21 protein-coding genes are annotated in these 22,091 nt (G+C 70.7%); 7 read left to right on the top strand and 14 right to left on the bottom strand.

Annotation, left to right across the window (positions count from 1 at the left end; all coding sequences use genetic code 11):
- Position 1 precedes the first annotated feature (1 nt).
- The 8 genes from ACIBEJ_RS31780 to ACIBEJ_RS31745 form a co-directional block, all read right to left on the bottom strand.
- The gene (locus ACIBEJ_RS31780; protein WP_397186546.1) at positions 2 to 2,266 is read right to left on the bottom strand and encodes a type IV secretion system protein; all 2,265 of its coding nucleotides are present in this window, start codon (positions 2,264 to 2,266) and stop codon (positions 2 to 4) included.
- Positions 2,263 to 4,740, bottom strand: coding sequence for an ATP-binding protein (locus ACIBEJ_RS31775; protein WP_397186545.1), 2,478 nt, complete (start codon positions 4,738 to 4,740; stop codon positions 2,263 to 2,265). The genes ACIBEJ_RS31780 and ACIBEJ_RS31775 overlap by 4 nt, the downstream gene beginning before the upstream one ends.
- A 47-nt stretch (positions 4,741 to 4,787) precedes the next feature.
- Positions 4,788 to 7,382 carry a TcpE family conjugal transfer membrane protein gene (locus ACIBEJ_RS31770; RefSeq protein ID WP_397186544.1) on the bottom strand — a complete coding sequence of 865 codons (2,595 nt, stop codon included), beginning with the start codon at positions 7,380 to 7,382 and terminating at the stop codon, positions 4,788 to 4,790.
- 59 nt (positions 7,383 to 7,441) lie between these two features.
- Positions 7,442 to 7,717, bottom strand: a complete 276-nt coding sequence (locus ACIBEJ_RS31765; protein ID WP_397186736.1) for a hypothetical protein — start codon at positions 7,715 to 7,717, stop codon at positions 7,442 to 7,444.
- 65 nt (positions 7,718 to 7,782) lie between these two features.
- Positions 7,783 to 8,550 (bottom strand): conjugal transfer protein, encoded by a 768-nt coding sequence (locus ACIBEJ_RS31760; protein WP_397186543.1) that lies wholly within the window; start codon positions 8,548 to 8,550, stop codon positions 7,783 to 7,785.
- A gap of 607 nt (positions 8,551 to 9,157) precedes the next feature.
- Positions 9,158 to 9,502, bottom strand: a complete 345-nt coding sequence (locus tag ACIBEJ_RS31755) for a hypothetical protein (RefSeq protein WP_397186542.1) — start codon at positions 9,500 to 9,502, stop codon at positions 9,158 to 9,160.
- Positions 9,503 to 9,575: 73 nt separating this feature from the next.
- A complete protein-coding gene (gene ychF, locus ACIBEJ_RS31750) occupies positions 9,576 to 10,652 on the bottom strand; it encodes a redox-regulated ATPase YchF (protein WP_397186541.1) in 1,077 nt (358 codons plus the stop codon).
- Between the two features lie 82 nt (positions 10,653 to 10,734).
- Complete coding sequence (locus tag ACIBEJ_RS31745) at positions 10,735 to 11,484, bottom strand: hypothetical protein (protein WP_397186540.1); 750 nt, start codon at positions 11,482 to 11,484, stop codon at positions 10,735 to 10,737.
- 87 nt (positions 11,485 to 11,571) lie between these two features.
- On the opposite strand from ACIBEJ_RS31745, the gene rmuC reads away from it, so the two are divergent.
- Together rmuC and ACIBEJ_RS31735 are read left to right on the top strand one after the other, a co-directional pair.
- On the top strand, positions 11,572 to 12,837 hold the full coding sequence (gene rmuC, locus ACIBEJ_RS31740; protein ID WP_397186539.1) for a DNA recombination protein RmuC: 1,266 nt from the start codon (positions 11,572 to 11,574) through the stop codon (positions 12,835 to 12,837).
- A 41-nt stretch (positions 12,838 to 12,878) separates the two neighbouring features.
- A complete protein-coding gene (locus ACIBEJ_RS31735; RefSeq protein WP_397186538.1) occupies positions 12,879 to 13,370 on the top strand; it encodes a DUF6542 domain-containing protein in 492 nt (163 codons plus the stop codon).
- Between the two features lie 108 nt (positions 13,371 to 13,478).
- On the opposite strand, the gene ACIBEJ_RS31730 is transcribed toward ACIBEJ_RS31735, so the two are convergent.
- Positions 13,479 to 14,444, bottom strand: coding sequence for a 4-hydroxy-3-methylbut-2-enyl diphosphate reductase (locus ACIBEJ_RS31730; RefSeq protein WP_397186536.1), 966 nt, complete (start codon positions 14,442 to 14,444; stop codon positions 13,479 to 13,481).
- A gap of 114 nt (positions 14,445 to 14,558) precedes the next feature.
- On the opposite strand from ACIBEJ_RS31730, the gene ACIBEJ_RS31725 reads away from it, so the two are divergent.
- Together ACIBEJ_RS31725 and xseA are read left to right on the top strand one after the other, a co-directional pair.
- Entirely contained in the window at positions 14,559 to 15,584 is a 1,026-nt protein-coding gene (locus ACIBEJ_RS31725; protein WP_397186535.1) for a hypothetical protein, read from the top strand.
- Positions 15,585 to 15,610: 26 nt separating this feature from the next.
- Entirely contained in the window at positions 15,611 to 16,948 is a 1,338-nt protein-coding gene (xseA, locus tag ACIBEJ_RS31720; protein ID WP_397186534.1) for an exodeoxyribonuclease VII large subunit, read from the top strand.
- Here the strand turns inward: xseA and ACIBEJ_RS31715 are convergent.
- The gene (locus ACIBEJ_RS31715; RefSeq protein WP_397186533.1) at positions 16,945 to 17,424 is read right to left on the bottom strand and encodes a GNAT family N-acetyltransferase; all 480 of its coding nucleotides are present in this window, start codon (positions 17,422 to 17,424) and stop codon (positions 16,945 to 16,947) included. The genes xseA and ACIBEJ_RS31715 overlap by 4 nt on opposite strands.
- 62 nt (positions 17,425 to 17,486) lie before the next feature.
- Here ACIBEJ_RS31715 and ACIBEJ_RS31710 point away from each other — a divergent pair, with 62 nt between their 5' ends.
- Positions 17,487 to 17,735, top strand: a complete 249-nt coding sequence (locus tag ACIBEJ_RS31710; RefSeq protein ID WP_397186532.1) for an exodeoxyribonuclease VII small subunit — start codon at positions 17,487 to 17,489, stop codon at positions 17,733 to 17,735.
- A gap of 270 nt (positions 17,736 to 18,005) precedes the next feature.
- Here the strand turns inward: ACIBEJ_RS31710 and ACIBEJ_RS31705 are convergent, their stop codons facing one another.
- Positions 18,006 to 18,413: a nitroreductase family deazaflavin-dependent oxidoreductase gene (locus ACIBEJ_RS31705; RefSeq protein WP_397186531.1), complete on the bottom strand. Its 408-nt coding sequence runs from the start codon at positions 18,411 to 18,413 to the stop codon at positions 18,006 to 18,008.
- An 86-nt stretch (positions 18,414 to 18,499) separates the two neighbouring features.
- On the opposite strand from ACIBEJ_RS31705, the gene ACIBEJ_RS31700 reads away from it, so the two are divergent.
- Positions 18,500 to 19,099 carry a TetR/AcrR family transcriptional regulator gene (locus tag ACIBEJ_RS31700; protein WP_397186530.1) on the top strand — a complete coding sequence of 200 codons (600 nt, stop codon included), beginning with the start codon at positions 18,500 to 18,502 and terminating at the stop codon, positions 19,097 to 19,099.
- Position 19,100: 1 nt separating this feature from the next.
- On the opposite strand, the gene ACIBEJ_RS31695 is transcribed toward ACIBEJ_RS31700, so the two are convergent.
- Together ACIBEJ_RS31695 and ACIBEJ_RS31690 are read right to left on the bottom strand one after the other, a co-directional pair.
- Positions 19,101 to 19,631 (bottom strand): DUF4245 domain-containing protein, encoded by a 531-nt coding sequence (locus ACIBEJ_RS31695; protein WP_397186529.1) that lies wholly within the window; start codon positions 19,629 to 19,631, stop codon positions 19,101 to 19,103.
- A gap of 11 nt (positions 19,632 to 19,642) precedes the next feature.
- Entirely contained in the window at positions 19,643 to 20,224 is a 582-nt protein-coding gene (locus ACIBEJ_RS31690; protein WP_397186528.1) for a TetR/AcrR family transcriptional regulator, read from the bottom strand.
- 82 nt (positions 20,225 to 20,306) lie between these two features.
- Between ACIBEJ_RS31690 and glpX the strand changes: the two genes are divergently transcribed.
- On the top strand, positions 20,307 to 21,341 hold the full coding sequence (gene glpX, locus ACIBEJ_RS31685; protein WP_397186527.1) for a class II fructose-bisphosphatase: 1,035 nt from the start codon (positions 20,307 to 20,309) through the stop codon (positions 21,339 to 21,341).
- 96 nt (positions 21,342 to 21,437) lie between these two features.
- Here glpX and ACIBEJ_RS31680 read toward each other — a convergent pair whose 3' ends face one another.
- Positions 21,438 to 22,088 (bottom strand): DUF1707 domain-containing protein, encoded by a 651-nt coding sequence (locus ACIBEJ_RS31680; protein ID WP_397186526.1) that lies wholly within the window; start codon positions 22,086 to 22,088, stop codon positions 21,438 to 21,440.
- Positions 22,089 to 22,091 lie beyond the last annotated feature (3 nt).

Below are 22,091 nucleotides of genomic sequence, written 5' to 3'. Positions count from 1 at the left end.
CTCAATCCTTGTCGGGACTATTGGGCTTCAACCAGAACGGCACCGGCGGCTCGTCACCGCCCCGGCCGCTGCCACTCTGCCGCGTCGGCAGCCAGAGCGGGGGCGGCTCGGAGCCGCGCGCCTTGGGCACGTCGGCCGAGTTCCGGCCGGACGAGCCGCCGCCGAAGATGCCGCCGCCCGACGAACCGCCGGACCGCCCGGAACCGCCGAAGATGCCGCCACCGCCCGACGAGCGGCGCTCGCCGCCGGACGAGCCGCGCCTGGCGCCCGAGGAGCCGCCGCCGAAAAGGCCGCCACCGCCGCCCGAGGACGTACGCGAGCCGCCCGACCGGGTGCCCGAGCCGCCGGAGCGCGAGCCGCCGCGCGGCGCCCATCCGCCACCTGACCGTCCGCCGAACCAGCCGCCGCCACCACCGCCGGACGCCGGCCCTCCCGAGCCGCCCGAACCGCTCACGCCGCCCTGGCCACCGCCGCCACCGCCGCCACCGCCACCGCCGCGTCCGCCGGGACGCGGGGTGCGGGTGGGCGTGCCGCCCAGGTTGAGCGGGGGCGCCGAGCCGGTCCTGGCGGCGGGAGCCGTACGGGCTCCGCCCTTGGTGCCGGGCTGGTCGGGGTTGAGCGGGGCCGGGGTCGCGGGCATCCGGTTGCCCGACGCCGTGCCTCCAGTGCCGTCGCCGCCCGCGGCCGCCCGTGCCGCCACCCCGGCCGCCGCGCCCGCGGATCCCGCCGTCGCCGCCGCCTGGAGCACCGGCTCGGCCTTGCGGACGCCCCAGTTCTTGACCTTGTTGGCCGCGACCGGAGGCAGCACGTTGGCCGCCTGGTTCAGGACCGGGGCGGTCGTGGCGTCGCCGAGCATGCGGGTGGTCAGCGTGTGCCCGTTCATGGAGGCGAACAGGTGCTGGAACGGCCGGCGGTAGAAGTAGACCGCGAGCGTCAGCAGCGCCATGAACAGGATCTGCATGCCCCAGGGCAGGGCCGAGGACATGATGAGGGCGTAGCCGTACACGAGGACGCCGAGCACGAGCGCCAGTACGGCCTGCCGCAGCAGCGTGCCGATCAGCATCTCCACCCAGCGCATGGCGATGATGCGCCCGCTGCCCGGGTGCACGCCGATCAGCAGGAAGATCGGCCCGAGGATGAGCAGGAGCAGGAAGCTGACCTTGAGCACCAGCAGCGAGACCGCCACCAGGAAGATCAGCAGACCGGCCACCAGGGCCGCGATGAGCGCGCCGATGGCCACGCCGACCCGGCTGGTCCACTCCTTGCCCTGGAAGACGAAGTAGCGGGGGTCGCCCTTGAGCTTGTCCGCGTACTCGGCGTACTTGGCCTGGTGGGCGCCGTTGTCACGGCTGCCGCTGGCCATCTCGGCCGCGTCGATCGTCTGGATCTCCAGCATCGCCCGGCCGTAGTCGCGCACGATCGGCTGGTTGGGGTCGGCGGTGCCGAACATGCCCATCAGCCACGGCTTGCAGACCAGCGTCGACCACAGGGCGTCGGCGTTCTGGTCGACCGTGGGCGTGCCGGTGTGGGCGTAGCCGCCGGCCTTGACCTGCGGGCTTGTCTGGCCGGGTCCGGGCAGGCAGGAGGTGCCGCCGGAGCCCGGCAGGCCGGAGAACGCGGAGTTGACCACCTCGCCGGTCTTGTCGGTGACCACCTTGCCCAGGCCGGTGAAGTCCTGCGGGCGGCTGAAGAACCAGGTCGCCACGGTGACGGCCAGGACCATCCAGATGATGCCCTCGGTGGTCGTGGTGGCCCGCTTGCGGATCAGCCCGTACCACGCCAGCCAGATCGCGCCGAGGATGACGATCGGCCGGAGGTAGGGCCAGTACATGGCTTCTGAGAGGTTCGTGACGATGTCGTCGACGACGTCCTTGATCGCCTCCAGCGGCCCCTCGGTCGCGGCCGCCTGGTACGTGGTGATCGTCAGCCGGTCGATCGCCTTGGCCCACAGGAACACCTGGTTGGCCCACGAGTTGCCGATGAAGGAGCCGAAGTCGCAGCCGATGTCGTAGGTGTGCCAGAACTGGCCGCTGGTGCCGAACTGCTGGTAGTTGGTGGCCGGCGCGGCGGGCGCCGTACCGGTGGGCGCGGGCGGCATGAGCAGCCCGTCCACGCCGCCGCCGACCAGCTCGGGTGCGAGCGTGCCGGAAAGGTCACACGGAGCCGCGGCCGCCGGTGACGCGGCGCCCGCGATCGCGGGCAGCACGATGATGCCCGCGAGCAGCGCCAATGCAACCGCCAGCCGCCTGGCTAGCCGGACCTTCATGACCGCACCTCCTGCGCCCTGCTGCCCACTCCCCCTTGAAGATCATTCCCGCTGTCGCCGGGTTTGTCATGCGTCGGATTCGTGTCGAGCCAGCGCAGCAGCTCTTCGGAGATCAGGTCTACTGCAATGCGCCCCGCCCTGCCATCCAGATCGCGGAATACGCATTCGCCGTTGCCCAGGGAGCGCAGCACGGCTTTGTGCTCCTCCGAGGGGTCCACGCCGAGCAGTGCCATCACGTGGTCGACCTCCACCCGTTCTGTGGACCGGAAGGCGAAGACCGACGAGAGGCAGTTGGTCACCTGCTCGTTCAGGAGGTCGCCGGCGTTCTGCGAGACCAGGACCAGCGCCGTGTTGCGGGAGCGGCCCATACGGCTGACCTCGGGCACCAGCTTGGCCCCCTCGGGCGTGGAGGTGATGGCCCACGCCTCGTCCAGGAAGATCGCCTTGGGCGCCCTCCGGTCGAGGCCGTTCATGAGCCTGCGGGCGAACTGCGAGACCAGGTAGAGCAGGGCCACCGACAGCCGCTGCTCGTAGGAGTAGTCGTCGCGGCCGGTGGCCACGTCGGGCAGCGTCAGCCCGCCCAGCGTGAACACCGTCGTCCAGCCCTCGGTGTCGATCTGCTCGCCACCGGACGGGTCGAAACAGAGCCTCGCGAGATGCATCTCCGACATCGAGCGCAGCACCGCGCCCAGGTTCTTGGACGCGGCGTCGTCGGACTGCTCCAGGTAGTCCACGACCTTGCCCAGGGACGGGTCGGGCGCGTTCGAGACCGCGGCGACCGCCTGGATCATCGCCGACTCCCGCTCCTCCGACATGCGCGGCAGCAGCAGCCGCAGCGTCTCGGTCGCCATCGTCTTCTTGGCCGCGATGTCGTCGCCGAACGAGAACGGGTCGAGCAGGCCCGGCGCCGCCGAGCCCAGCGGGATCACCCGGGCCTTGCGCCCGCGCTTCTGCAGCAGCTGCACCAGCGAGTCGGCGTCGCCCTTGGGGTCGATCACCGCGACCGTGACGCCGCGCAGGGCCATCTGGTAGATCATCAGCAGCGCCAGCGTGGTCTTGCCGCCGCCGGGCTCGCCGGTGATCGCGATCGCCGTGGGGCGGTTGCGCATCGCCGCCACGAGCGGGTCGAAGTGCACGATGCTGCGCGCCCTTCCGACCGTCTCCCCGATGTACGGCCCCAGCCAGCCGCTGGCCGGATCCTCCATCCGGTCACCCAGGTCGACCGTGGCCGTGGCCATGCCGCCGGCGATCGTGCGCAGGGGCTGGCGCTGGGCGTACGCGTTGACCCTGACCTTCTCCCCCGGCAGCGTCTCGCAGAACAGCGAGAACTGGTCGCCGGTGGAGTTGACCACGTCGATGCCCATGTCGCGGTAGTGCTCGACGACCGCCTCGACCCGCTGCACGCAGATCTCCTCGGTGGGGGCGCTGACGATCAGGCGGTGCCAGCCGTACACGAAGGGCAGGCGCTCCTTGGTGATGCCGTGTTCCAGCATGCGGGCGGCGTCGATCTGCTCGGCCAGCGCGATCGGCGCCTCCGCGCCCGCCTCGCGGATGTGGATGTCCATGTCGCGGGCGTGCGCGAGCTTGCGCGCCACGTCCTTCGAGGCCTTGACCGGCGGGATCAGCCGCATCCTGCTGGAGATCTCGACGGGGAAGGGCAACTGGTCGGAGAAGTGCATCCACGGCTCGCCGTCGGGGAACGGCATCAGGTCGGGGAAGCGGGCGAACGACAGGTAGGCCACATAAGAGTCACCCTGCGGCTGCACCATGCGCAGCAACGACCTGCCGTTGCGGATCTCGCCCTCGACCAGCGACTCGATCTCGCCCCGGCCCCACCGGCGGCGCGGGCTGGCCGACGGCGGCGGGTCGCCCAGGGAGCCGGAGGCGGCGTGCTGGAACAACCACGCCACCTCGGTCGAGGTGGCGTGCCGGGCGTAGAGTGCGCTGGATGCGAGTGCTCTGCCCAGGCGTTCGGCCTGTTCGGTCCATCTGCTGATCTCGCCGTCCGGCACGTGGTCGTCGTCGAGGCCAAGCACCTTCTCGGTGCGCTGGTAGAAGCCGAACAACTGGGCCAGGACTCCCTGCCCCAACTGGCGGCCGCGCGAGCCCAGCCGTACGCCGATGTAGACCTCTTTCGACCAGAAGTCCTTCGCCCAGACGTGCCGGTACATCTCCTCCAGATAGTCGCGCCAGCCCGCCCCCTCGTCGGAGGTGCCGTTGAGGGCCATCGCCCACTCGGCCGCGGGGTAGGCGCGGTGCGTGACGCGCAGGTGCACCTCCGCGTCGGGCATCCTGATCGCCGCCAGCGCGATCGTGATGTTGGTCGCCAGAGCCTCGCGCTCCTCGGGGGTGACGAACTCGTAGCTGACCGTCGGAAGCCGGAAATAGGCCCATGCGCAGGTGTCGGTGAGCAGGATGCGGTCGTCGAAGTAGCGGACCGCAAGACGCTGGTGCGCTCGCGACGCCCTGCTCATGCCGCCCCCTCGGCGCATGAACGGGCCTGACCTGCACGCATGTTCACTTAACGCTCACCGATTCTCGTGCCCGGGGGGTCACTCGCCAACTCCTCTTCGCTCGCTCGGACCATCTGTGCCGCGAAGCCCGCCACCACGACCCCCGCGAGGGCCAGATAGGCCCGCCGCCCGGCCGCGCGCAACTGCCCCGGATCGACGGCGTCGACGCCGTCCGGCGCCAGCTCGTCCTCCCAGGGCACCCTGACGATCGCCCGGCACCTGCCACGGGCCACCGCCTCCGCCTGCTCGACATCCGCCATCGAACGCCTGCTCACGCCGTTGACCACGATCACCGCGCGCCTGCGCAGGTCGGCGCAGCCGTGGCCGTCGAGCCACTCGAACGTCATCGCCACCGCCTCCGACGCCTCCTCGCTCGCGGGGACGACGAGGACAAGCTGGTCGGCGTACGGCAGGACGCGGGCGGCCAGCGCCGCCGCCGGGTCGATTACGGCGAGCTTGTAGTGGCGGTCCAGCAGGTGGACCACCTGTCCGAGCCGGTGGTCGGAGAACAACGTCCGGTCCGACAGCCGCTGCTCGGCGCCCGCGTCGGTGTCGGCCCCGATCACCTCCAGCCCCGACGAGGTACGGCTGGTGTAGCCGCGCATCGTCAGGTATCCGCTGACCCGGTCGAGCCCCGACAACAGGCTGGCCAGCGTCTCCGGGGACTCCGCCTTGATGCGGCTGGTCAGGGTGTTGGCGCCGGTGTTGGCGTCGACGGCCACCACCCGGTCGTCGCGGATCTTGGCGAGCGTGTGGCCGAGCATCAGGGCGGTCGTGCTCTGCCCAGCGCCACCCGTACACCCGAGCACCACGATCCTCCGGCTGCCGCCGAACACCGCCCTGGCCCGTGCCTCGTCGATCTCCGACCCGTCGGTCCTGGGCCCGCCGCCGCCGACCACGACCTGCGCGATCCGCCGCCAGCCGCCCGAGTCCCTGCCGACGACCGACTCGACCCGGCGCACCCTTCCTTCACCGGCCCGGGGCCCCGGCACCCGCTCGTCCTGCCCGTCCCCCGGCCGCACCACCTCGGCCCGCCTACCCCCAGGCCCAGCCCCGCCGACCGGCGTGGCCCCGGGGTTCACGACCGGCATGGCACCGGGCTCCACGCCCGGCCTGGTACGCGGCTCCGCGACCGGCTTGGCCCCTGGGCCGGCGGCAGGCTTGGCGCCGGGCTCTGTGACCGGCTTGGGCATGTGGCTCGCGGCAGGCTTGGCGACGGGGTGCACGACCGGCCTGGCGCCAGGGTCCGCGACCGGCTTGGCACGCGGCTGCGCGACGGGCTTGGCGGACTCGGTGACCGGCTTGGCGACGGGGTTCGTGACCGGCTTCCTGGGCTCCACGGCAGAGGGCCAGGTGGGCTGGCCTCCCGGCAGGGGCGCCGGAGCGCCCGTTTTGGGCGGCTGTCCCTTGCGGTGCTGCGACCGCGCCTCGTCCGGCACCCGGGCCGCGGCCTCCTGGCCCCCCGGCGCCTCGGACGGCCCCTGAACCGCGGGGCCCTCGGTCCTGGCGGCTCCGGGATCCGCGGTGGCCGCGAGCCGCCTGAGCCTGCGCAACGCCTCGGCATCGATCGGCTTGCCCGCCGAGACACCCTTCTCCGACCGGCCCCCCTCAGAACGCGCCGCCTCCGCCCGCGCATCCTCCGAACGCCCCGCTTCTGAACGCCCCGCGGGTGGCCGCGCCACTTCCGGACGCATCACCTCAGGACGCACCAGCTCTGGCCGCGTCACTTCTGGGCGCACGGTCTCGGAACGCGCCATTTCGGCACCAGCCGCCTCCGGCCGCGCGGTTTCGGGGCGATGCGTCACGTCCGTGCCCGCCACCTCCAGGCGCACCGGCTCCGGACGCTCACGCGCCACGCGTTCACGCTCCCGACGGGCCGGTTCCGGGCGAGCCGGATCCAGGCGAGTCGGGTCCAGGCGAGTCGGGTCGAGGTGCGCGGGGTCGAGGTGGGTGGCTTCGGGGTGGTCGGTGGGTGACGGGTCGGCTGGCCGTACCGGAAGGTCGTGGTCTGGGGGTGGGGCGAGTTGGGCGGCGGCGGTGGCCAGGGACGGGGCGGTGCCGCGGCGGCCCGGGGCGGCGGCGCCCCAGCGGGTCGGCGGGGTGGCGACCGGGGCGGAGGTCGCGGCGGCGGCCGCCGCGGCGACGGCGGGGCGGACGGCGCGGGCCGAAGGCGCGGCGGCCGTGGCGGGCTTGCGCATCGCGTGGCGCGCCTTCTTGGGCGCCTTGGCGCGCACGGGCAGCACCCGCCACACCCGCCCGGAGAACGTCACCGCCTCGGGCTCGGTCGCGGGCGCCATGCGGGTCCACGCGCGCGGTTCGCCCATGTAGCGCAGTTGCGACTGCATGACCTCGGTCAGGCGCTTGTTCTCGATGACGGGGCGGGTGGACAGCCAGGTGACGACGCCGGGCGGCACGAGGTAGACGACGTGCCACGGCGTCTCGAACGGCAGGCCGACGATGTAGAGCAGGAACGACCACGGGGCCAGTACACCGGCGAAGATCCCGATCCAGACGATGGGGAGCGGCGTCGGCAACCGTAGGTCGTACAGCTTGTAGAGCCGCTTCTCAATTCGCCAGATATTGGTATACGTGGGCAGGTCCACGCGGTCCTCCTCTCCACCCGCTCGCTCGTTCAATGACCGCCAGGGCGCGGCTTCAACCCTTACTTGATACCCAGAGCCCCAGCGATCGCCTTGGCCGTGACTTCGATGATGTTGGGAACGTAGAAGATCACGCCGATCGCCACGGCCAAGATCAGGAATTGCACGAATCTCGTGATCTCGCGGGTGAAGAGGAAGAAGAGCGCGACCACGGACACGACGACGAGGAAGAGCGGGGCGAAGAAGCCGCGCAGGAAGTTGGCGAGCCCCGAGGTGTCGGGACCCGTGGGTGCGGGCGAGGGCGTGAGCGCCGACGCCAGGTCGATCAGGTTGAGCATTACGGTCTTCACGATCACTTCTTGTCCTCCCGGGGGGTGCCGATCAGCAACGCGGGTGTGTGCGTCTATCCAACGGCCCGACCGGCGCCACGGATGTCCTGCACGTACCACTTGTCGCCCTGCTTCACGACAGTGAGGCGATAGGCCTGCTCGAGACGGCCGCCGACCGCGTTGGGGTCGGCGGTCGGGTCGGCCGACGGCGTCGCGCCGGTCGGCACGACCCACACCACCTCGGCCTTGATCTCTCTGGTGGCACCCCCCACAGGCACCACGACGCTCTTGAGCTCGCCGAAGGTCAGCGCCCCGCCCAGGTCGGGAAGGGTCTCACCGGCGACGAAATAGCGCCTGAGCGACTGGGTGTCGCCCTGCGCATAGGCCTTGAAGAAGGCTTCGAGCTGCGGCTTGAGCTCCGTCTGCGCCGCCTCGTCGCTCTCGGGGCCGGCCACCTGGGGCAGGTCGGCGGCGCCGGGAGCGGGCAGCAGCGCGGGTCTGCCGGACACGACGAACCTGCGTCCGCCGTCGTCGCCCGAGTAGTAGATCGGCACGGACAGCATCAGCCTGCGGCTGCCCGTCTGGAAGACCACCGAGACCACCGCGTTCTTCGCGTCGGTGACCTCGATGTCGTATGGCTGGATGCCGACCACGCCGAGGCGGCCGTAGCTGTCCCAGCCGAACTGCGGGTCGGCGCCGTCGGGCAGGAAGGGCGCGAGCTTGCCCGCCCTGCTCGCGGCCTCGGCCGCGGTGAAATTCAGGTAAACGCCGGCGAACTGCGCGGCGAACGCGGCGGCCTGGTCACTGGGGAATCCCTGCGCGACCTGGGAGCTCTCATTCACGGCCGGCGTATTCGACTGGGTGGCCCGCTCGAATAGGGCACGAACCCCATTCACCACGATAACCACGATAAGCGCCCAGAGAATGGCCCGGCCGGCCCAGACCAGCCAGCGTCCGCCGCCGCCCGACCAGCGGCCACGCCGCGGCCTGGTGGCCGGCGCGGCGAAGTCAGCCGTTTCAGGGCGCGCGGAAAGGTCAGGGTCGCCAGAGGTCCGAGGACCGTGCTGGACGGTTGACCTACGAGCCATCACGCCTCCGCTCGCGCCCGTCCCCCCGGCTGGCGCGGTGTCGTCCGTTGCCGATCCCCATCATCCGTGGTGAAGGTGTCACCTTATCCGGTCCCGCCAATTGTTCCAGGAAAGCCACGCCCATGCTGCAGGCATCGCCGCTCGGGGGCAAACCGAGTCCGCATGACAGGACGGAGTGCCACCTCCTGTCCCATTCCTGTGGAATTGGCATTCGACCAGGCCCGATGCCCTCCGCCCATTACCCGATGGCCAGAGATTGCTGTCCAAATGGCGCGGGGACTGTCCCGATCTGCTCATTTGGTATAAGAAGCGACAAACCGCACCCCCGAGCGGGAGCGCGGTCTGACGATCTTCGTGCTGGTCAGGCGGGTTCCGGATCCTCCGACTGGCGGCGGCCGTGCAACTCCACGACGTTACGTCCACGAAGATCGATCACGTTGCGCCGCGAGGCCCGGTCGATGGGCGTGTGCCGGGGCAGCGAGCGCTCAAGCGAGTCGCGCAGGCCGGCCAGGATGTCCGCGGCGTCGGCGCCGTGCAAACGGGCGGCCGCCTCGGCCCGCTCGTCGACCTTCCTGCGCAGATAGGCCTCGCGGTTCACCCGCAGGCCGTACATGAGCTCGACCCTGAGCAGGGCGAGCTCCTCCTCCGTGCTGATGCCGGTCAGCGACGGGGTGGAACGTCGTTTGCGAAGTATGCGACGGATCATCAGGCCCTCCCGAGTCAGCGTGAACGCCGTGACGATTCGACGCATGAGCGCCGGGAGGGGTTGACGTAGATGGTCAAACGTTGAAGCGAAACTCGACGACGTCACCATCGCGCATGACGTAGTCCTTACCTTCGATCCGGGCCTTCCCCACCGACCGGGCATTGGCGATGGAACCGGTATCGACCAGGTCGTCGAAGGAGACGATCTCGGCCTTGATGAAGCCGCGCTGGAAGTCGGTGTGGATCACTCCGGCCGCCTCGGGCGCGGTGGCGCCCTTCTTGATCGTCCAGGCCCGCGTCTCCTTGGGACCGGCCGTCAGGTACGTCTGCAGACCCAGCGTCTCGAAGCCCACCCGGGCAAGCTGCGACAGACCGGACTCCTCCTGGCCCACCGACTGGAGCAGCTCCAGCGCCTCCTCGTCGTCCAGCTCGACCAGCTCGGACTCGATCTTGGCGTCGAGGAAGACCGCCTCGGCCGGCGCCACCAGCGCGGACAACTGCTCGCGCAGAGCCGGGTCGACCAGCTCGTCGGCGTCGAGGTTGAACACGTACAGGAACGGCTTGGCCGTCAGCAGGTGCAGCTCGCGCAGCCCCTCCAGGTCCAGGCCGCTCTCGAAGACCGTCTTGCCGGTCTCCAGCACCTTGGCGGCGGCCTCGGCGGCCTCCAGCGCGCCCTTCTTGTCCTTGTTGGTGCGCGCCTCCTTCTGCAGGCGCGGGATCGCCTTCTCCACCGTCTGCAGGTCGGCGTAGATCAGCTCGGTGTTGATCGTCTCGATGTCGCGCTTGGGAGAGATCTCCCCGTCCACGTGGGTGACGTCCGGGTCGGCGAAGACGCGGATGACCTGGCAGATCGCGTCGGTGTCGCGGATGTTGGCCAGGAACTGGTTACCCCTGCCCTGCCCCTCTGACGCGCCCCGCACCAGGCCCGCGATGTCGACGAACTCGACCTTCGCCGGCAGGATCTTGGCCGATCCGAAGATCTCGGCCAGCTTGGGCAGCCGGTCGTCGGGCACGCCCACGATGCCCACGTTGGGCTCGATGGTGGCGAACGGGTAGTTGGCCGCCAGCGCGTTGCCGGTCTTGGTCAGCGCGTTGAAGAGCGTGGACTTGCCGACGTTGGGCAACCCGACGATGCCGATGGAGAGACTCACGCGACCGACTCCGTCGTTCGCGCGAGTCTTTGACTGCTGTGTCTGATGGTTCGCTCGCTGCGCTCACTCACGTCGGCCGAGTTTACTTGCTCACAAGGTGCAAGCAGGTCACGGGACGAAAGGCGCCGCGAGCGCGCAGATAGCGGTCGGAGCCCCGGGGACAGCCCCGGGCCGAGGTCTCTAACGAGGTGACCCTGGCCCAGGCGCGCGCCGACGAGCACGGCACGCCCGCGATCGCCGACCGCATCACCACTCCCCTGCCCGGCCTGGCCACGCACATCCCCTCTGCCAGGACGCCGCCGCCCCTGCCGAGGCAGACCACGCCGTCCCTGAGCGTCAGGGCGTCGAGGGTGCCCGCCGGGCAGCCGCCGGACACGCCGGTGATCGCGACGGCCCTGCCGTACCAGCCGGGGCTCGAACAGGGACGCTCGCGGCCGTCCAGGGCCACGCAGTCGCCCGCGCGCAGCACCCCGCCGCCCGCGCCCGCGCGGCCCCGGTGCGGCTCCAGGAAGGCGCGCACACACGCGGTACGGCCCCGCCCCACCCGCACCACCTCGTCGGTGTCGTCGGGACACTGACCGCGGCCGGGCGGGTCGGCGGCCAGCGTGAGCACCTCGGCCTCGCCCCGGACGCACGGCGCCAGCGCGAACCGGGCGCCGTCCCGGCTCACGCAGGCGCCCGGCGACCACATCAGCGTCTGGCGTGGCGCCTGCGCAGGCGTCGGTGGCGGCTCTGAACGGCCCGCGATGACTGTGCCCGCCGCGGCGACCACCACGGCTGCCACCCCGACGGTGGCGGCGAGCGAGACGATCAACCGCGATCCCGTAGCCATACAAGTACTCTGAGTTACGCGAGATGTGCCGCACAAGCGGAATGCACAAGCGTGTCGGGAAGATCCACTGACCCAAGTCATGCGACCATGCGTGGAGTGGATGTCGTCTCGCTTCTCATCGGACTGGCCGTGGGTGTCGCCATCGGTTTCCTGCTGGCGCGGACCAGGATGGCGGTCCGGGTGGCCGAGGCGGACGCCAGGGCGAAGTCGGCCGGCGACAAGCTCGCCTACGTGGAGGGGCAGCTCGCCGAGCGTTTCCAGGCCCTGTCCACCCGCGCGCTCGACGTCAACAACATCCGCTTCCTCGAACTCGCCGAGACCCGCCTCGCCGCCACCCGCGCCGAGGCCAGCGGCGAGCTCGAACAGCGCAAGCAGGCCGTCGAGCACCTGGTGGAGCCGCTGAAGGACCTGCTGGCCAGGGTCGAGACGCAGCTACGCGACAGCGAGTCCGGCGCGCGCGCCGCCCGCGCCGAGCTGTCCAAGCAGATGGAGTTCGTACGGCAGAGCAACGAGCAACTCCGCTCCCAGACCACCTCGCTCGTACGCGCCCTGCAACGGCCGGAGGCGCGCGGACGCTGGGGCGAGCTCCAACTGCGCCGCGTGGCCGAGATCGCCGGCATGCAGCGCCACTGCGACTTCGACGAGCAGGTCACCGAGGGCGCCCACCGGCCCGACATGGTCGTACGGCTGGCCGGCGGCAAGAACATCGTCGTCGACTCCAAGGTCTCCCTGGCGGCCTACCTGGAGGCCGCCGAAGCCGCCGACGAGTCCCTGGCCTCGGTACGCCTCGACGCCCACGCCAAGCACGTGCGCCAGCACATCGACCAGTTGGCCGGGAAGGCGTACTGGCAGGGGTTCAACCCGTCGCCCGAGTTCGTGGTGCTGTTCATCCCGGGCGAGGCGTTCCTGGCGCCGGCGTTGGAACGTGACCCGGGGCTGCTGGAGTACGCGATGGTCAGGCGGGTGCACATCGCCACCCCGACCACGCTGATCACGATGCTGCGCACCGCGCACTACGCGTGGCAGCAGGCGGCGCTGAGCGAGAACGCGCGGGCGGTCTTCGAGCTGGGCAAGGAACTGTACGAGCGGCTGTCGTCGCTGGGGCGTAACGTTGACTCGCTGGGCAGGTCTCTGACGCGGGCGGTGGAGGCGTACAACAAGACGGTCGGTTCGCTCGAAAGCCGTGTTCTGGTCACGGCGCGCAAGCTTCACGATCTCGGCGTCGTCGACGGCGACCTCGACGCGCCCGAGATGCTTGAGGGGCTGCCGCGGCCCCTCGCCTCCCCCGAACTACTGGAAACCTCGTCTCTGATTTCGCAGGCGAACGGTAAGTTGGCCAACGGGTCGCAGTAAGGGGGGCGGGACCGGTGAGTGGGAAAGGCAGGCGTTCGGCTGTGAAGCTGACCGCCAGAGGCGCGGTCGCGCTCGCCTTCGTGGCCACCGTGACGGGATATGTCCTGGCATCGGTGTTCGGCCTGGGGTTCCTGATGGGCGTGGTCTTCATCGCGGGGAACCTGTTCGGCGCGATGCTGGTCAACCGGCGTGAGCTGCTGTCGCTGGTCGTGACGCCGCCGCTGGTGTTCTTCTGCGCCACGTTCCTGGTCGAACTGCTGCGCGCCTTCAGCTCCGCGTCCGTGCTCGGCTCGCTCGCGCTCGGCCTCTACACCTCGATGTCGGCGGGCGCGCCGTGGCTGTTCGCGGGCTCGGCGATCGTGCTGGCCGTCGCCTGGCGGCGCGGCCTGCGCGACAACGTGCGCGACCTACGCGAGGAGCTGCGGTCGGTGGCCGACGTGCCGCGCCCGCGCAGGGAGCAGGCCTTCGCGCCCGAGCCCGAGGGCTACTTCGAGCCTCGCGTGTACGGCACCGCCCGCCGCGACGAGCCCTGACCGGAGCCCGCCCCGTCCGGGGCGAGCTTTGATCATCGGCCCGCAGGCTCGGGACCCTCAGGCTTGCGACCCACAGGCTCACGAACCGCAGGCTCACGAACCGCAGGCTCAGGAGGCGCGCAGGTCCTTACGCAGCTCGTGCGGCAGGGCGAAGCGCATGCGCTCGTCGACCGGCTGGACCTCGCGCACGTCGTCGAAGCCGTGCTTGGCCAGGCGGACCAGCACCTCCTCGACCAGTTCCTCGGGGACCGAGGCGCCGCTGGTCACGCCGACCGTCTCGACGCCCTCCAGCCACTCGTCGCGGATGTCGCTGGCGTAGTCGACCAGGTAGGAGGCATCGGCGCCGTAGTCCTTGGCCACCTCGACCAGGCGCTTGGAGTTGGAGGAGTTCTCCGAGCCGACCACGATGACCAGTTGCGACTCCGCGGCGATCTCCTTCACCGCGACCTGGCGGTTCTGGGTGGCGTAGCAGATGTCGTCGCTGGGCGGGTCGAGCAGCGTCGGGAAGCGCTCCTTCAGGCGGGCGACGGTCTCGACGGTCTCGTCCACCGACAGCGTCGTCTGGGAGAGCCAGACCAGGCGGCTCGGGTCCTTCACCTGGATCTGGTCGACCGAGTCGAGGCCGTCGACGAGCTGGATGTGGTCGGGCGCCTCGCCCGCGGTGCCTTCCACCTCCTCGTGGCCCTCGTGGCCGATGAGCAGGATGTCGTAGTCCTGGCCGGCGAAGCGCTTGGCCTCGTTGTGAACCTTCGTCACCAGCGGGCAGGTCGCGTCGATCGTGCGCAACTGCCGGTTTTTGGCCTCTTCGTGGACCGCCGGGCTCACGCCGTGGGCGGAGAACACCACGATCTCGCCCTCGGGGACCTCCTCGGTCTCCTCCACGAAAATGGCGCCCCTGGCCTCAAGCGTCTTGACCACGTGGGTGTTGTGGACGATCTGCTTGCGCACGTAGATGGGCGCGCCGTACTGCTCCAAAGCCTTCTCGACCGCGACCACGGCTCGATCGACTCCGGCGCAGTAACCGCGGGGCTTGGCCACGAGGACGCGTCGGCTGGTGGGGGTCTTCGGCTCCATGCTCCCTATGCTACGTGGAGCGGCGAACCGGCAGGCGCGTGCGTGCCCGTTACGCGTTTGCCAGACTAGCCGTCCAATACGGGCCCCCCGCCCCGCGTAAACCAGGGAGTCCTCATGTCCCTCAGCGACGTGATACGCAACATCGCCAAGACCATCACCGACAAGGAAAAGGCCAAGGAGCTGCCACTCGTCGTCATCCAGTCCACGTTGAGCGCCGCCGGGCAGGCGTTGCTGCTCGTGGACCGGGTCAAGAACTCGATCAAGGGGCTGGCCTCGAAGGAAGAGGTGGAAGAGACCTCGCGTCCCGCCGCCGAGCAACTGGCCGAGGGCGCGCAGGAGAAGCCCGCGCGCAGGGAGCCGGTCATCTTCGCGCCCCGGCCCAGCGCGACGGGCGCCGCCGAGCCGAACGGCACCGCCCCGAAGGCCAAGGTCGAACCGGTCATCTTCACCCCGGCCACCAAGCCCGACCCCACGCCCGAGCCGCCCACCCCGGCGGCCACCGAGACCGCGCCGGCTGGCCCGGCGGCACCCGAGGCCGCGTCGGCCGGCCCGGCGACCGCGGAAGCCAAGCCCGCGGCCACCACCGCTTCCGAGGTTGCGGCGGCCCCCGAGTCCGTCGAGGTCAAGCCGGTTGTCGTGGAGGAGCCGGCTGCCGAGACGCCCGCTGCCAAGAAGGCTCCGGCCAAGGAGGCTGTCGCCAAGGAGGCGGTCATCGAGGCGGCCGTCGTCGAGTCGGCGGAGCCGGTGGCGCCCGTGGCGGAGCCCGCCGAGCCCGTGGCGGCCAAGGCGAAGCCCGCTGCCAAGCGCGCGACGGCCAAGCCGAAGACCGCGACCCCGGCCCCTGCAGCCGACACCGCCGCTGCGGAGGCCCCCGTCAAGAAGCCCGCTCGGAAGGCGCCTGCGAGGACGACTACCGCCAAGCCTGCCGCTGCCAAGGCTGCTGGGGAGGCGGGAGCCGTACTGGCTGAGCCTTTGGTGGGGTATGGGGAGCTGACGGTTGCTTCGCTCCGGGCGCGGATGCGTGGGAAGAGCGCGGCGCAGATCGGTGAGCTGCTCGACTACGAGCGGGCCACGCAGGGGCGTCCCGAGGTCGTGAAGATGTACGAGAACCGCCTGGCCAAGCTCGAAGCCGGAGAATAGTCGGCCGGGCACCGTAGTCTGCCGCCATGAGCTCGAAGACCTCTCCCGAGTCGCCCTTGCCGATCCGCACGGTCCTGCAGATGGTCGGCGGCTGGATCGGCAAGCTCGGCACGGTCTGGGTCGAGGGCCAGATCACCGACCTGAGCGCCCGCGGCGGCACGGTCTTCCTGACCCTGCGTGACCCGGTGGCCAACGTCAGCGCCCGGGTCACCGCGCCTCGCGGCGTCTACGAGGCGAGCGTGCCGAGGCCGTCCGACGGCGCCAGGGTGGTCGTCCACGTCAAACCGGACTTCTGGGTCAACAGGGGCTCGTTCGCGTTCACCGCCCTGGAGATCCGGCCGGTCGGTGTGGGCGAGCTGCTGGCCAGGCTGGAGCGGTTGCGGCAGTTGCTGGCCGCCGAAGGGCTGTTCAACGCCGACCGCAAGCGCAGGCTGCCGTTCCTGCCGGGCACGATCGGGCTGATCTGCGGCCGGGACTCCGCGGCCGAGCGCGACGTGCTGGAGAACTCGCGGCGCCGCTGGCCGGCGGTGCGGTTCAAGGTCGAGGAGGTCGCCGTCCAGGGCCCCTACGCCGTGGGCGAGGTCACCGAGGCGCTGGGCAAGCTCGACGCCGACCGCGAGGTGGACGTGATCGTGGTCGCGCGGGGCGGCGGTTCGCTGGAGGACCTGCTGCCGTTCTCCGACGAGAGCCTGGTCAGGGCGGTGGCGGCCTGCCGTACCCCGGTGGTGAGCGCGATCGGCCACGAGCAGGACAGCCCGCTGCTCGACCTGGTGGCCGACGTGCGCGCCTCCACGCCGACGGACGCGGCCAAGAAGGTCGTGCCGGACGTCGGCGAGCAACTGACGTTGGTCCGGCAGCTCCGCGACCGCGGCCGCAGGGTGGTCAACGGCTGGCTCGACCGCGAGATGTCGTGGCTGACGTCGGTGCGCTCGCGCCCGTCGCTGGCCGATCCGGTACGCGAGATCGAACGCAGGGCCGAGCAGGTCGACGCGTTGCGGGAGCGGACGCGGCGGAGCCTGACGGGTTCGCTGGACCGGGCCTCCGACTCGCTGTCACACCTGCGGGCCCGGCTCGTGGCGCTGTCTCCCGCGGCGACGTTGGAGCGGGGGTATGCGATCGTGCAGCGTCCCGACGGCGACGTGGTACGGCTGGCCAAGGACGTCTCGCCGGGCGACCAGTTGACGATCCGGCTGAGTGACGACCGGCTGGCCGTACGTGCCGAGGGGGCTGCCCAGAAGCCCGCGCGGAAGTCCGCGCGGAAACCCGCGCAGGAGTCCGCGCCCGAGCAGGAGCCCGCCCAGAAACCGGCCAGGAAGCCGCGTAAGAAGGCGACGGCCGACCAGCCCGTGCTCGACGAGCCCTAGGCGAACCAGGTCAGCGCCGGGTAGGGCTGCGTGAAGCCCATCGAGCGGTAGAGCGGCTCGCCGTCGGAGGTGGCGTGGAGGTCGACGCGGGTGACGCCGTTGTCGCGGTACCAGAGCATGAGGGCGTCCATGATGGCGCGGCCGTGGCCCCGCCTGCGGTGGCGCGGGTCGGTGGCCATGCCGAGGATGTAGCCGAAGCGGCCGTCCCAGCGGCCCGGGCCGGGGAAGCGCTGGAAGACGAAGCCGATTCCACAGGCGGCCAGCTCGCCGTCCCGGTCGCCGTCGATGACCAGCACGGCCACGTCGGGGTCGCCGAGGCGTTCGTGCAGGCTTTTCGCGTACGGCTCCTGCCAGGCGTCGTCGGCCGGATGACCGGCGTCATCGGCCATCCGGTCGGCCAGGACCTCCCGCAGGCGGACCAGTTCGGGGATGTCGTCCCGCGTGGCAGGCCGTACCTTCACCTCGCCTGTCGTCACATCGGCTCCTTCGTCGGCGGGCCAGGGCGCGATTGTCGGTGTCTGACTCTAGGGTGGGTCGCGTGGCAGACGAGAACGCACCCGGGGCCTCCGCGGACAGGACGCCGTCGTACGAGCAGGCTCGGGAGGAGCTGACCGAGGTGGTGCGCCGCCTGGAGACCGGGGGGCTGACCTTGGAGCAGTCGATCGAGCTGTGGGAGCGGGGGGAGAAGCTGGCCGCGGTGTGTGAGGAGTGGCTGCAGGGGGCGCGGGTCAAGCTCGCCGCCGCCATGGCCCGCCGCACCGAGCCCTCGGAGGACACGCCGTTCTGACCTCTGCGGGTGGTCGGCCTGATTCTGCGCTTGGTCGGCGTGGTACCGCGCCTGGTCATGGTGTCGGGCCGCTGCCTTGAGGGCCGGTCAGTGGGGTGACCACTTGGGTGGTCTGCGGGCGGGCGTTGCGGCGGCCCGCCACGCACGCTGGACGGCCGTGCCCCTGGACGGGGCCCAGCCATGTGCGGCGGGTGGGGCTCGCTTGGCTGGGCCGTAGGGGATGGGCGGGGGTTTGAGACCGCGAAGCGGGCGCGACGAGCGCGATGCGGGTCAGGCGCGGTGGAGGGCGAGGACGGGGATGCGGCGGGTGGTTTTGGCCTCGTACTCGGCGAAGCCCGGGGCGATGGCCACCATGCGGGCATACAGCGCGTCGCGTTCGGCGTCGTCCACCTGCTGCGCCTTGGCGGCGAAGGTCTCGGTGCCGATCTCGGCGGTGAGCTCCGGGTGGGCGAGCAGGTTGTGGTACCAGGCGGGGTGGTGGTCGGCGCCGCCGTTCGAGGCGATGATCACGTAGCGGTCGCCGTCCGGGAAGAACATCACCGGGGACGTCGTCTGCTTGCCGCTCTTGGCGCCCTTTGTGGTGAGAAGGACGAGGTCGTGGCCCTCGAAGTAGCCGCCGACCTTTCCGGCGTTGGCCCGGAACTCGTCGATCACCTGCTGGTTCATGTCGTTCGGCATGGTCACTCCCGGAAACTCAAACGGAGAACTCTCCGGATCAGAATATCCGGAGAGTTCTCCGTTTTCCAAGTGGCTATGCTCAAGCTGTGCGCGAACGCCAGCAACTCCCTGTTCTCGGGCAGCCCTCGTCCGAACGCGCCGATGCCGCACGCAACCGGCAGAAGATCGTCGACTGCGCCGCCCGCATGATCGCCGAACGCGGCGCCGAGCAGCTCTCGCTCGACGAGGTCGCCCGCGAGGCGTGCGTGGGAGTCGGGACCGTCTACCGGCGCTTCGGCGACCGCGCCGGGCTGATCTACGCGCTCATCGACGAGCGGGAGCGGGCCTTCCAGGCCGCGTTCCTGAGCGGACCCGCACCGCTGGGCCCCGGAGCGGCCCCGGACGAGCGGATCACCGCGTTCCTGCGCGCGCTCGTCGACCACCTGTTCGGGCAGGAGGAACTCTTCCTCCTGCTGGAGAAAAGCTCACCGAAGGCGCGCTTCACCGGCCCGTACCACGTCTACCACACACACGTGACGGCCCTGCTCGCCCAGCTCAGGCCGGGCGCCGACCAGCGGTTCCTCGCCGACGTCCTGCTCGCGCCGGTGAACGCGGGCCTGCTCAGCTTCCAGCGCACCGAGCGGCGGTTCACGATCGAGCAGATCAAGGACGGGCTGGACGAACTGGTCAGGATGGTCACGCGCTAGCTCAGGACGGCTTGGGAAGCTCCTGCAGCGAGGCGGCCAACTGGGCCAGTTCCGGCCAGTCGGCGGTGCCGGTGACCACGAGGGTGACGCCGGGCAGCGTCCTGATCAGGGTCCGCTGCTTCTTGTCCGCGCGGAACCGCTTGTCCCAGGGCTGGCCGTTGACCTGCTCGGTTCCGACGGACTTGTCGCTGTTGGCCATGCGGTTGCCGAACCCGGCACTGGGCTGCTCACCCGACTGGGCGAACATGGCATGCTCGCGCTTCGCGGTGGCGTACCCCAGATAGAGGACCTTCGCGCCGTTCGCGCCGTTGGCGATGCGGTTGCTGTTGGGTACCCAGCCGCCGGGGTCCTTGGCGGGCCCCCACACCTGGTACGGCACGGCCCGGTTGAAGTTGGCCAACGTGATCGAGTAGTCCCGCTTGGGGATGCGCTCGGTCCTGCTCTGGGGCGTCATCAGCAGGAACAGGCCCACCGCCGCCAGGCAGACGAGCAGGGCCACCGCGTAGGAGTAGAAAGTTCGGGTCAACCGCACAACTGATGAGGCTACCCTGCCGGGGCGACGGGTCGGAGTTGGCCGATGATGGCGAGGACGTCGTCGGCCAGCTTGCGGTCGCCCGACAGCGTCACCTCGTTGACCGCCGCGGCCAGCGCGCCGGTGATCGCCACCACCAGGGCGGGCTGGCCCTCGAAGAGCGCGGCGTTGCGCGAGGCCCACGTACGCAGCCGGTCGCGCATGACCACCTCGAAGCCGGGCGGCCCGTCACCGCGCAGGAACAGCGCCGCCAGCTCGCGTTCCTCCAGGCAGCCGTCCAGGTAGGCGCGGGCGGCGCGCAGGAAGACGCGCATCGGGTCCTGTTCGCCGCTCTCGCGCGCCTCGCGGGCGGCCCGTTTGGTCCGCTGCGTCTGTCTGCCCTGGAAGTCCTCGAACAGCGTGAGGTAGAGGTCGGCCTTGCCGGAGAAGTGGTGGTAGAGGCTGCCGACGCTGGCGTTGGCACGCGCCACCACATCGGTCACGCCCGCCTCGGCGAAGCCCTTCGAGACGAAGACCTCCTTGGCCGCCGTGAGGAGGCCGACACGGGTGGCCGCGCCCCGGCCCGTCACCGCCCGTTCCACATCGCTGCTCATGAGAGGCACATTATCCTCCGCTGACCGGGGATAGAGGGGCAACTACGATCGAGTCAGTTGTCCACGAGGAGGCCCCACCATCATGTCCGATCAGACGTCTGTACCCGCAGCGCTGGCCACGGGCGAGCACGCCCCTGATCGAAACCTCGCCATGGAGCTCGTCCGCGTCACCGAAGCCGCCGCGATGGCCGCGGCGCGGTGGGTGGGCAGAGGCGACAAGAACGGCGCGGACGGCGCCGCGGTCAACGCGATGCGCCAGCTCATCAACACCGTGTCGATGAACGGCGTCGTCGTGATCGGCGAGGGCGAGAAGGACCACGCGCCCATGTTGTTCAACGGCGAGCAGGTCGGTGACGGCAGCGGTCCCGAGTGCGACGTGGCCGTCGACCCGATCGACGGCACCCGGCTGACCGCGCTCGGCATGCCGGACGCGGTCTCGGTGATCGCGGTGAGCGAACGGGGCTCGATGTTCGACCCGTCGGCCGTCTTCTACATGGAAAAGCTCGTCACCGGCCCGGAAGCGGCCGACGTGGTGGACATCGAGGCGCCCGTCTCGGCCAACATCCAGGCCGTGGCACGCGCCAAGGGCTCCTCCCCCGCCGACGTCACCGTGGTCATCCTCGACCGGCCGCGCCACGACCAGATCGTCAAGGAGATCAGGGAGACGGGCGCGCGGATCAAGTTCATCCCGGACGGCGACGTGGCGGGCGCCATCATGGCAGCGCGCGCGGGAACCGGCATCGACCTCATGCTCGGCATCGGCGGCACGCCCGAGGGCATCGTGGCGGCCTGCGCGCTGAAGTGCCTGGGCGGCGTCATCCAGGGCAAGCTGTGGCCGCGCGACGAGGCCGAGCGCCGCAAGGCCCTCGACGCCGGGCTGAACCTCGGCGAGGTCCTGACCACCAACGACCTCGTCCGCTCCGACGACGTCTTCTTCGCCGCGACCGGGATCACGCAGGGCGAGCTCATGCAGGGTGTGCGCTTCCGCGGCGGCGTGGCGGTCACGCACTCACTGGTCATGCGCGGCCGGTCGGGAACGATCAGGAAGATCGAGAGCGAGCACCAGCTCTGGAAGCTGCGGGCCTACTCCGCGATCAACTTCGACACCGCGGGCTGAGCGCCGCTCCTCCTCTTCCGGTACGGCCTGCCGCTTCCGTTCTTCCGGTACGGCTCGCCGTTCCCCTGCTTCCGGTACGGCCTGCCGTACCGGAAGTCAGCGGCGGCGCTTGCGGCGGGGCGGCTCCTTGACCTTGACCTCGCCCATGAAGTTGGTGGTGCGGACCTCGACCACCGGCGCGTCCGGCTCGGTGGGCTGCTTGGTGAGCTTCACCGTCTTGTCCTTGGCCACGCGGATCACCTCGAGCCCCTCGGGCACCTGGATCTCCAGCCCGCCGAGCACCAGCGTCGCGTTGATGATGACGCGCCGGTTCTGCAGGATCGCGTCGCGCAGGTCGAGCTTGGTCATCCCGAACATGGCGGTCACGGCCAGTTCGGCGGGAACCACCCAGCGGCCGCCGCGCTCCTCCTTCTTGAAGATCGCCGCGACCGGTCGCCCGTCCAGGAGAAGCGGTTGCTCGTCGGCGGGCAGCAGGTCCACGGTGAGACCGGCCAGGTCGCCGAGGGTGCGGGCGGAGTAGAGGACGCCGAGGCGTTCCTCCAGCTCGTCGAGGGTGATGCGGCCGTCGGCGTGGGCGTCCTGGAGGACCTGGGCGACGCGCTCGCGGTCGGCGTCGGAGGCACGGAGTTCGTGCGGCTGGGGCAGGTCGCTGGCGCGTTGCTGGCCGCGGGCCGACTGCCACTCCTCGGCCAGCCGTTCGCCCACCTCGGCCAGTTTCGGCAGCCAGGATCCGGGACGTTCATTCACACT

Origin of the sequence: Nonomuraea sp. NPDC050790 (assembly GCF_044456745.1) — a bacterium.
In the GTDB taxonomy this organism is placed as follows: domain Bacteria; phylum Actinomycetota; class Actinomycetes; order Streptosporangiales; family Streptosporangiaceae; genus Nonomuraea.
Note: the sequence above shows the minus strand (reverse complement) of the source record. Positions and strands in the feature narration are given on the sequence as shown.

What these genes read in the sequence shown, in the direction of transcription:
- ACIBEJ_RS31765 (WP_397186736.1), bottom strand. Translation starts at nt 7,717, where the DNA reads ATGCTCAACCTGATCGACCTGGCGTCGGCGCTCACGCCCTCGCCCGCA.
- ACIBEJ_RS31755 (WP_397186542.1), bottom strand. Translation starts at nt 9,502, where the DNA reads ATGATCCGTCGCATACTTCGCAAACGACGTTCCACCCCGTCGCTGACC.
- ACIBEJ_RS31730 (WP_397186536.1), bottom strand. Translation starts at nt 14,444, where the DNA reads ATGGAGCCGAAGACCCCCACCAGCCGACGCGTCCTCGTGGCCAAGCCC.
- xseA (WP_397186534.1), top strand. Translation starts at nt 15,611, where the DNA reads ATGAGCTCGAAGACCTCTCCCGAGTCGCCCTTGCCGATCCGCACGGTC.
- ACIBEJ_RS31745 (WP_397186540.1), bottom strand. Translation starts at nt 11,484, where the DNA reads ATGGCTACGGGATCGCGGTTGATCGTCTCGCTCGCCGCCACCGTCGGG.
- rmuC (WP_397186539.1), top strand. Translation starts at nt 11,572, where the DNA reads ATGCGTGGAGTGGATGTCGTCTCGCTTCTCATCGGACTGGCCGTGGGT.
- ACIBEJ_RS31780 (WP_397186546.1), bottom strand. Translation starts at nt 2,266, where the DNA reads ATGAAGGTCCGGCTAGCCAGGCGGCTGGCGGTTGCATTGGCGCTGCTC.
- ACIBEJ_RS31725 (WP_397186535.1), top strand. Translation starts at nt 14,559, where the DNA reads ATGTCCCTCAGCGACGTGATACGCAACATCGCCAAGACCATCACCGAC.
- ACIBEJ_RS31705 (WP_397186531.1), bottom strand. Translation starts at nt 18,413, where the DNA reads ATGCCGAACGACATGAACCAGCAGGTGATCGACGAGTTCCGGGCCAAC.
- ACIBEJ_RS31690 (WP_397186528.1), bottom strand. Translation starts at nt 20,224, where the DNA reads ATGAGCAGCGATGTGGAACGGGCGGTGACGGGCCGGGGCGCGGCCACC.
- glpX (WP_397186527.1), top strand. Translation starts at nt 20,307, where the DNA reads ATGTCCGATCAGACGTCTGTACCCGCAGCGCTGGCCACGGGCGAGCAC.
- ACIBEJ_RS31775 (WP_397186545.1), bottom strand. Translation starts at nt 4,740, where the DNA reads ATGAGCAGGGCGTCGCGAGCGCACCAGCGTCTTGCGGTCCGCTACTTC.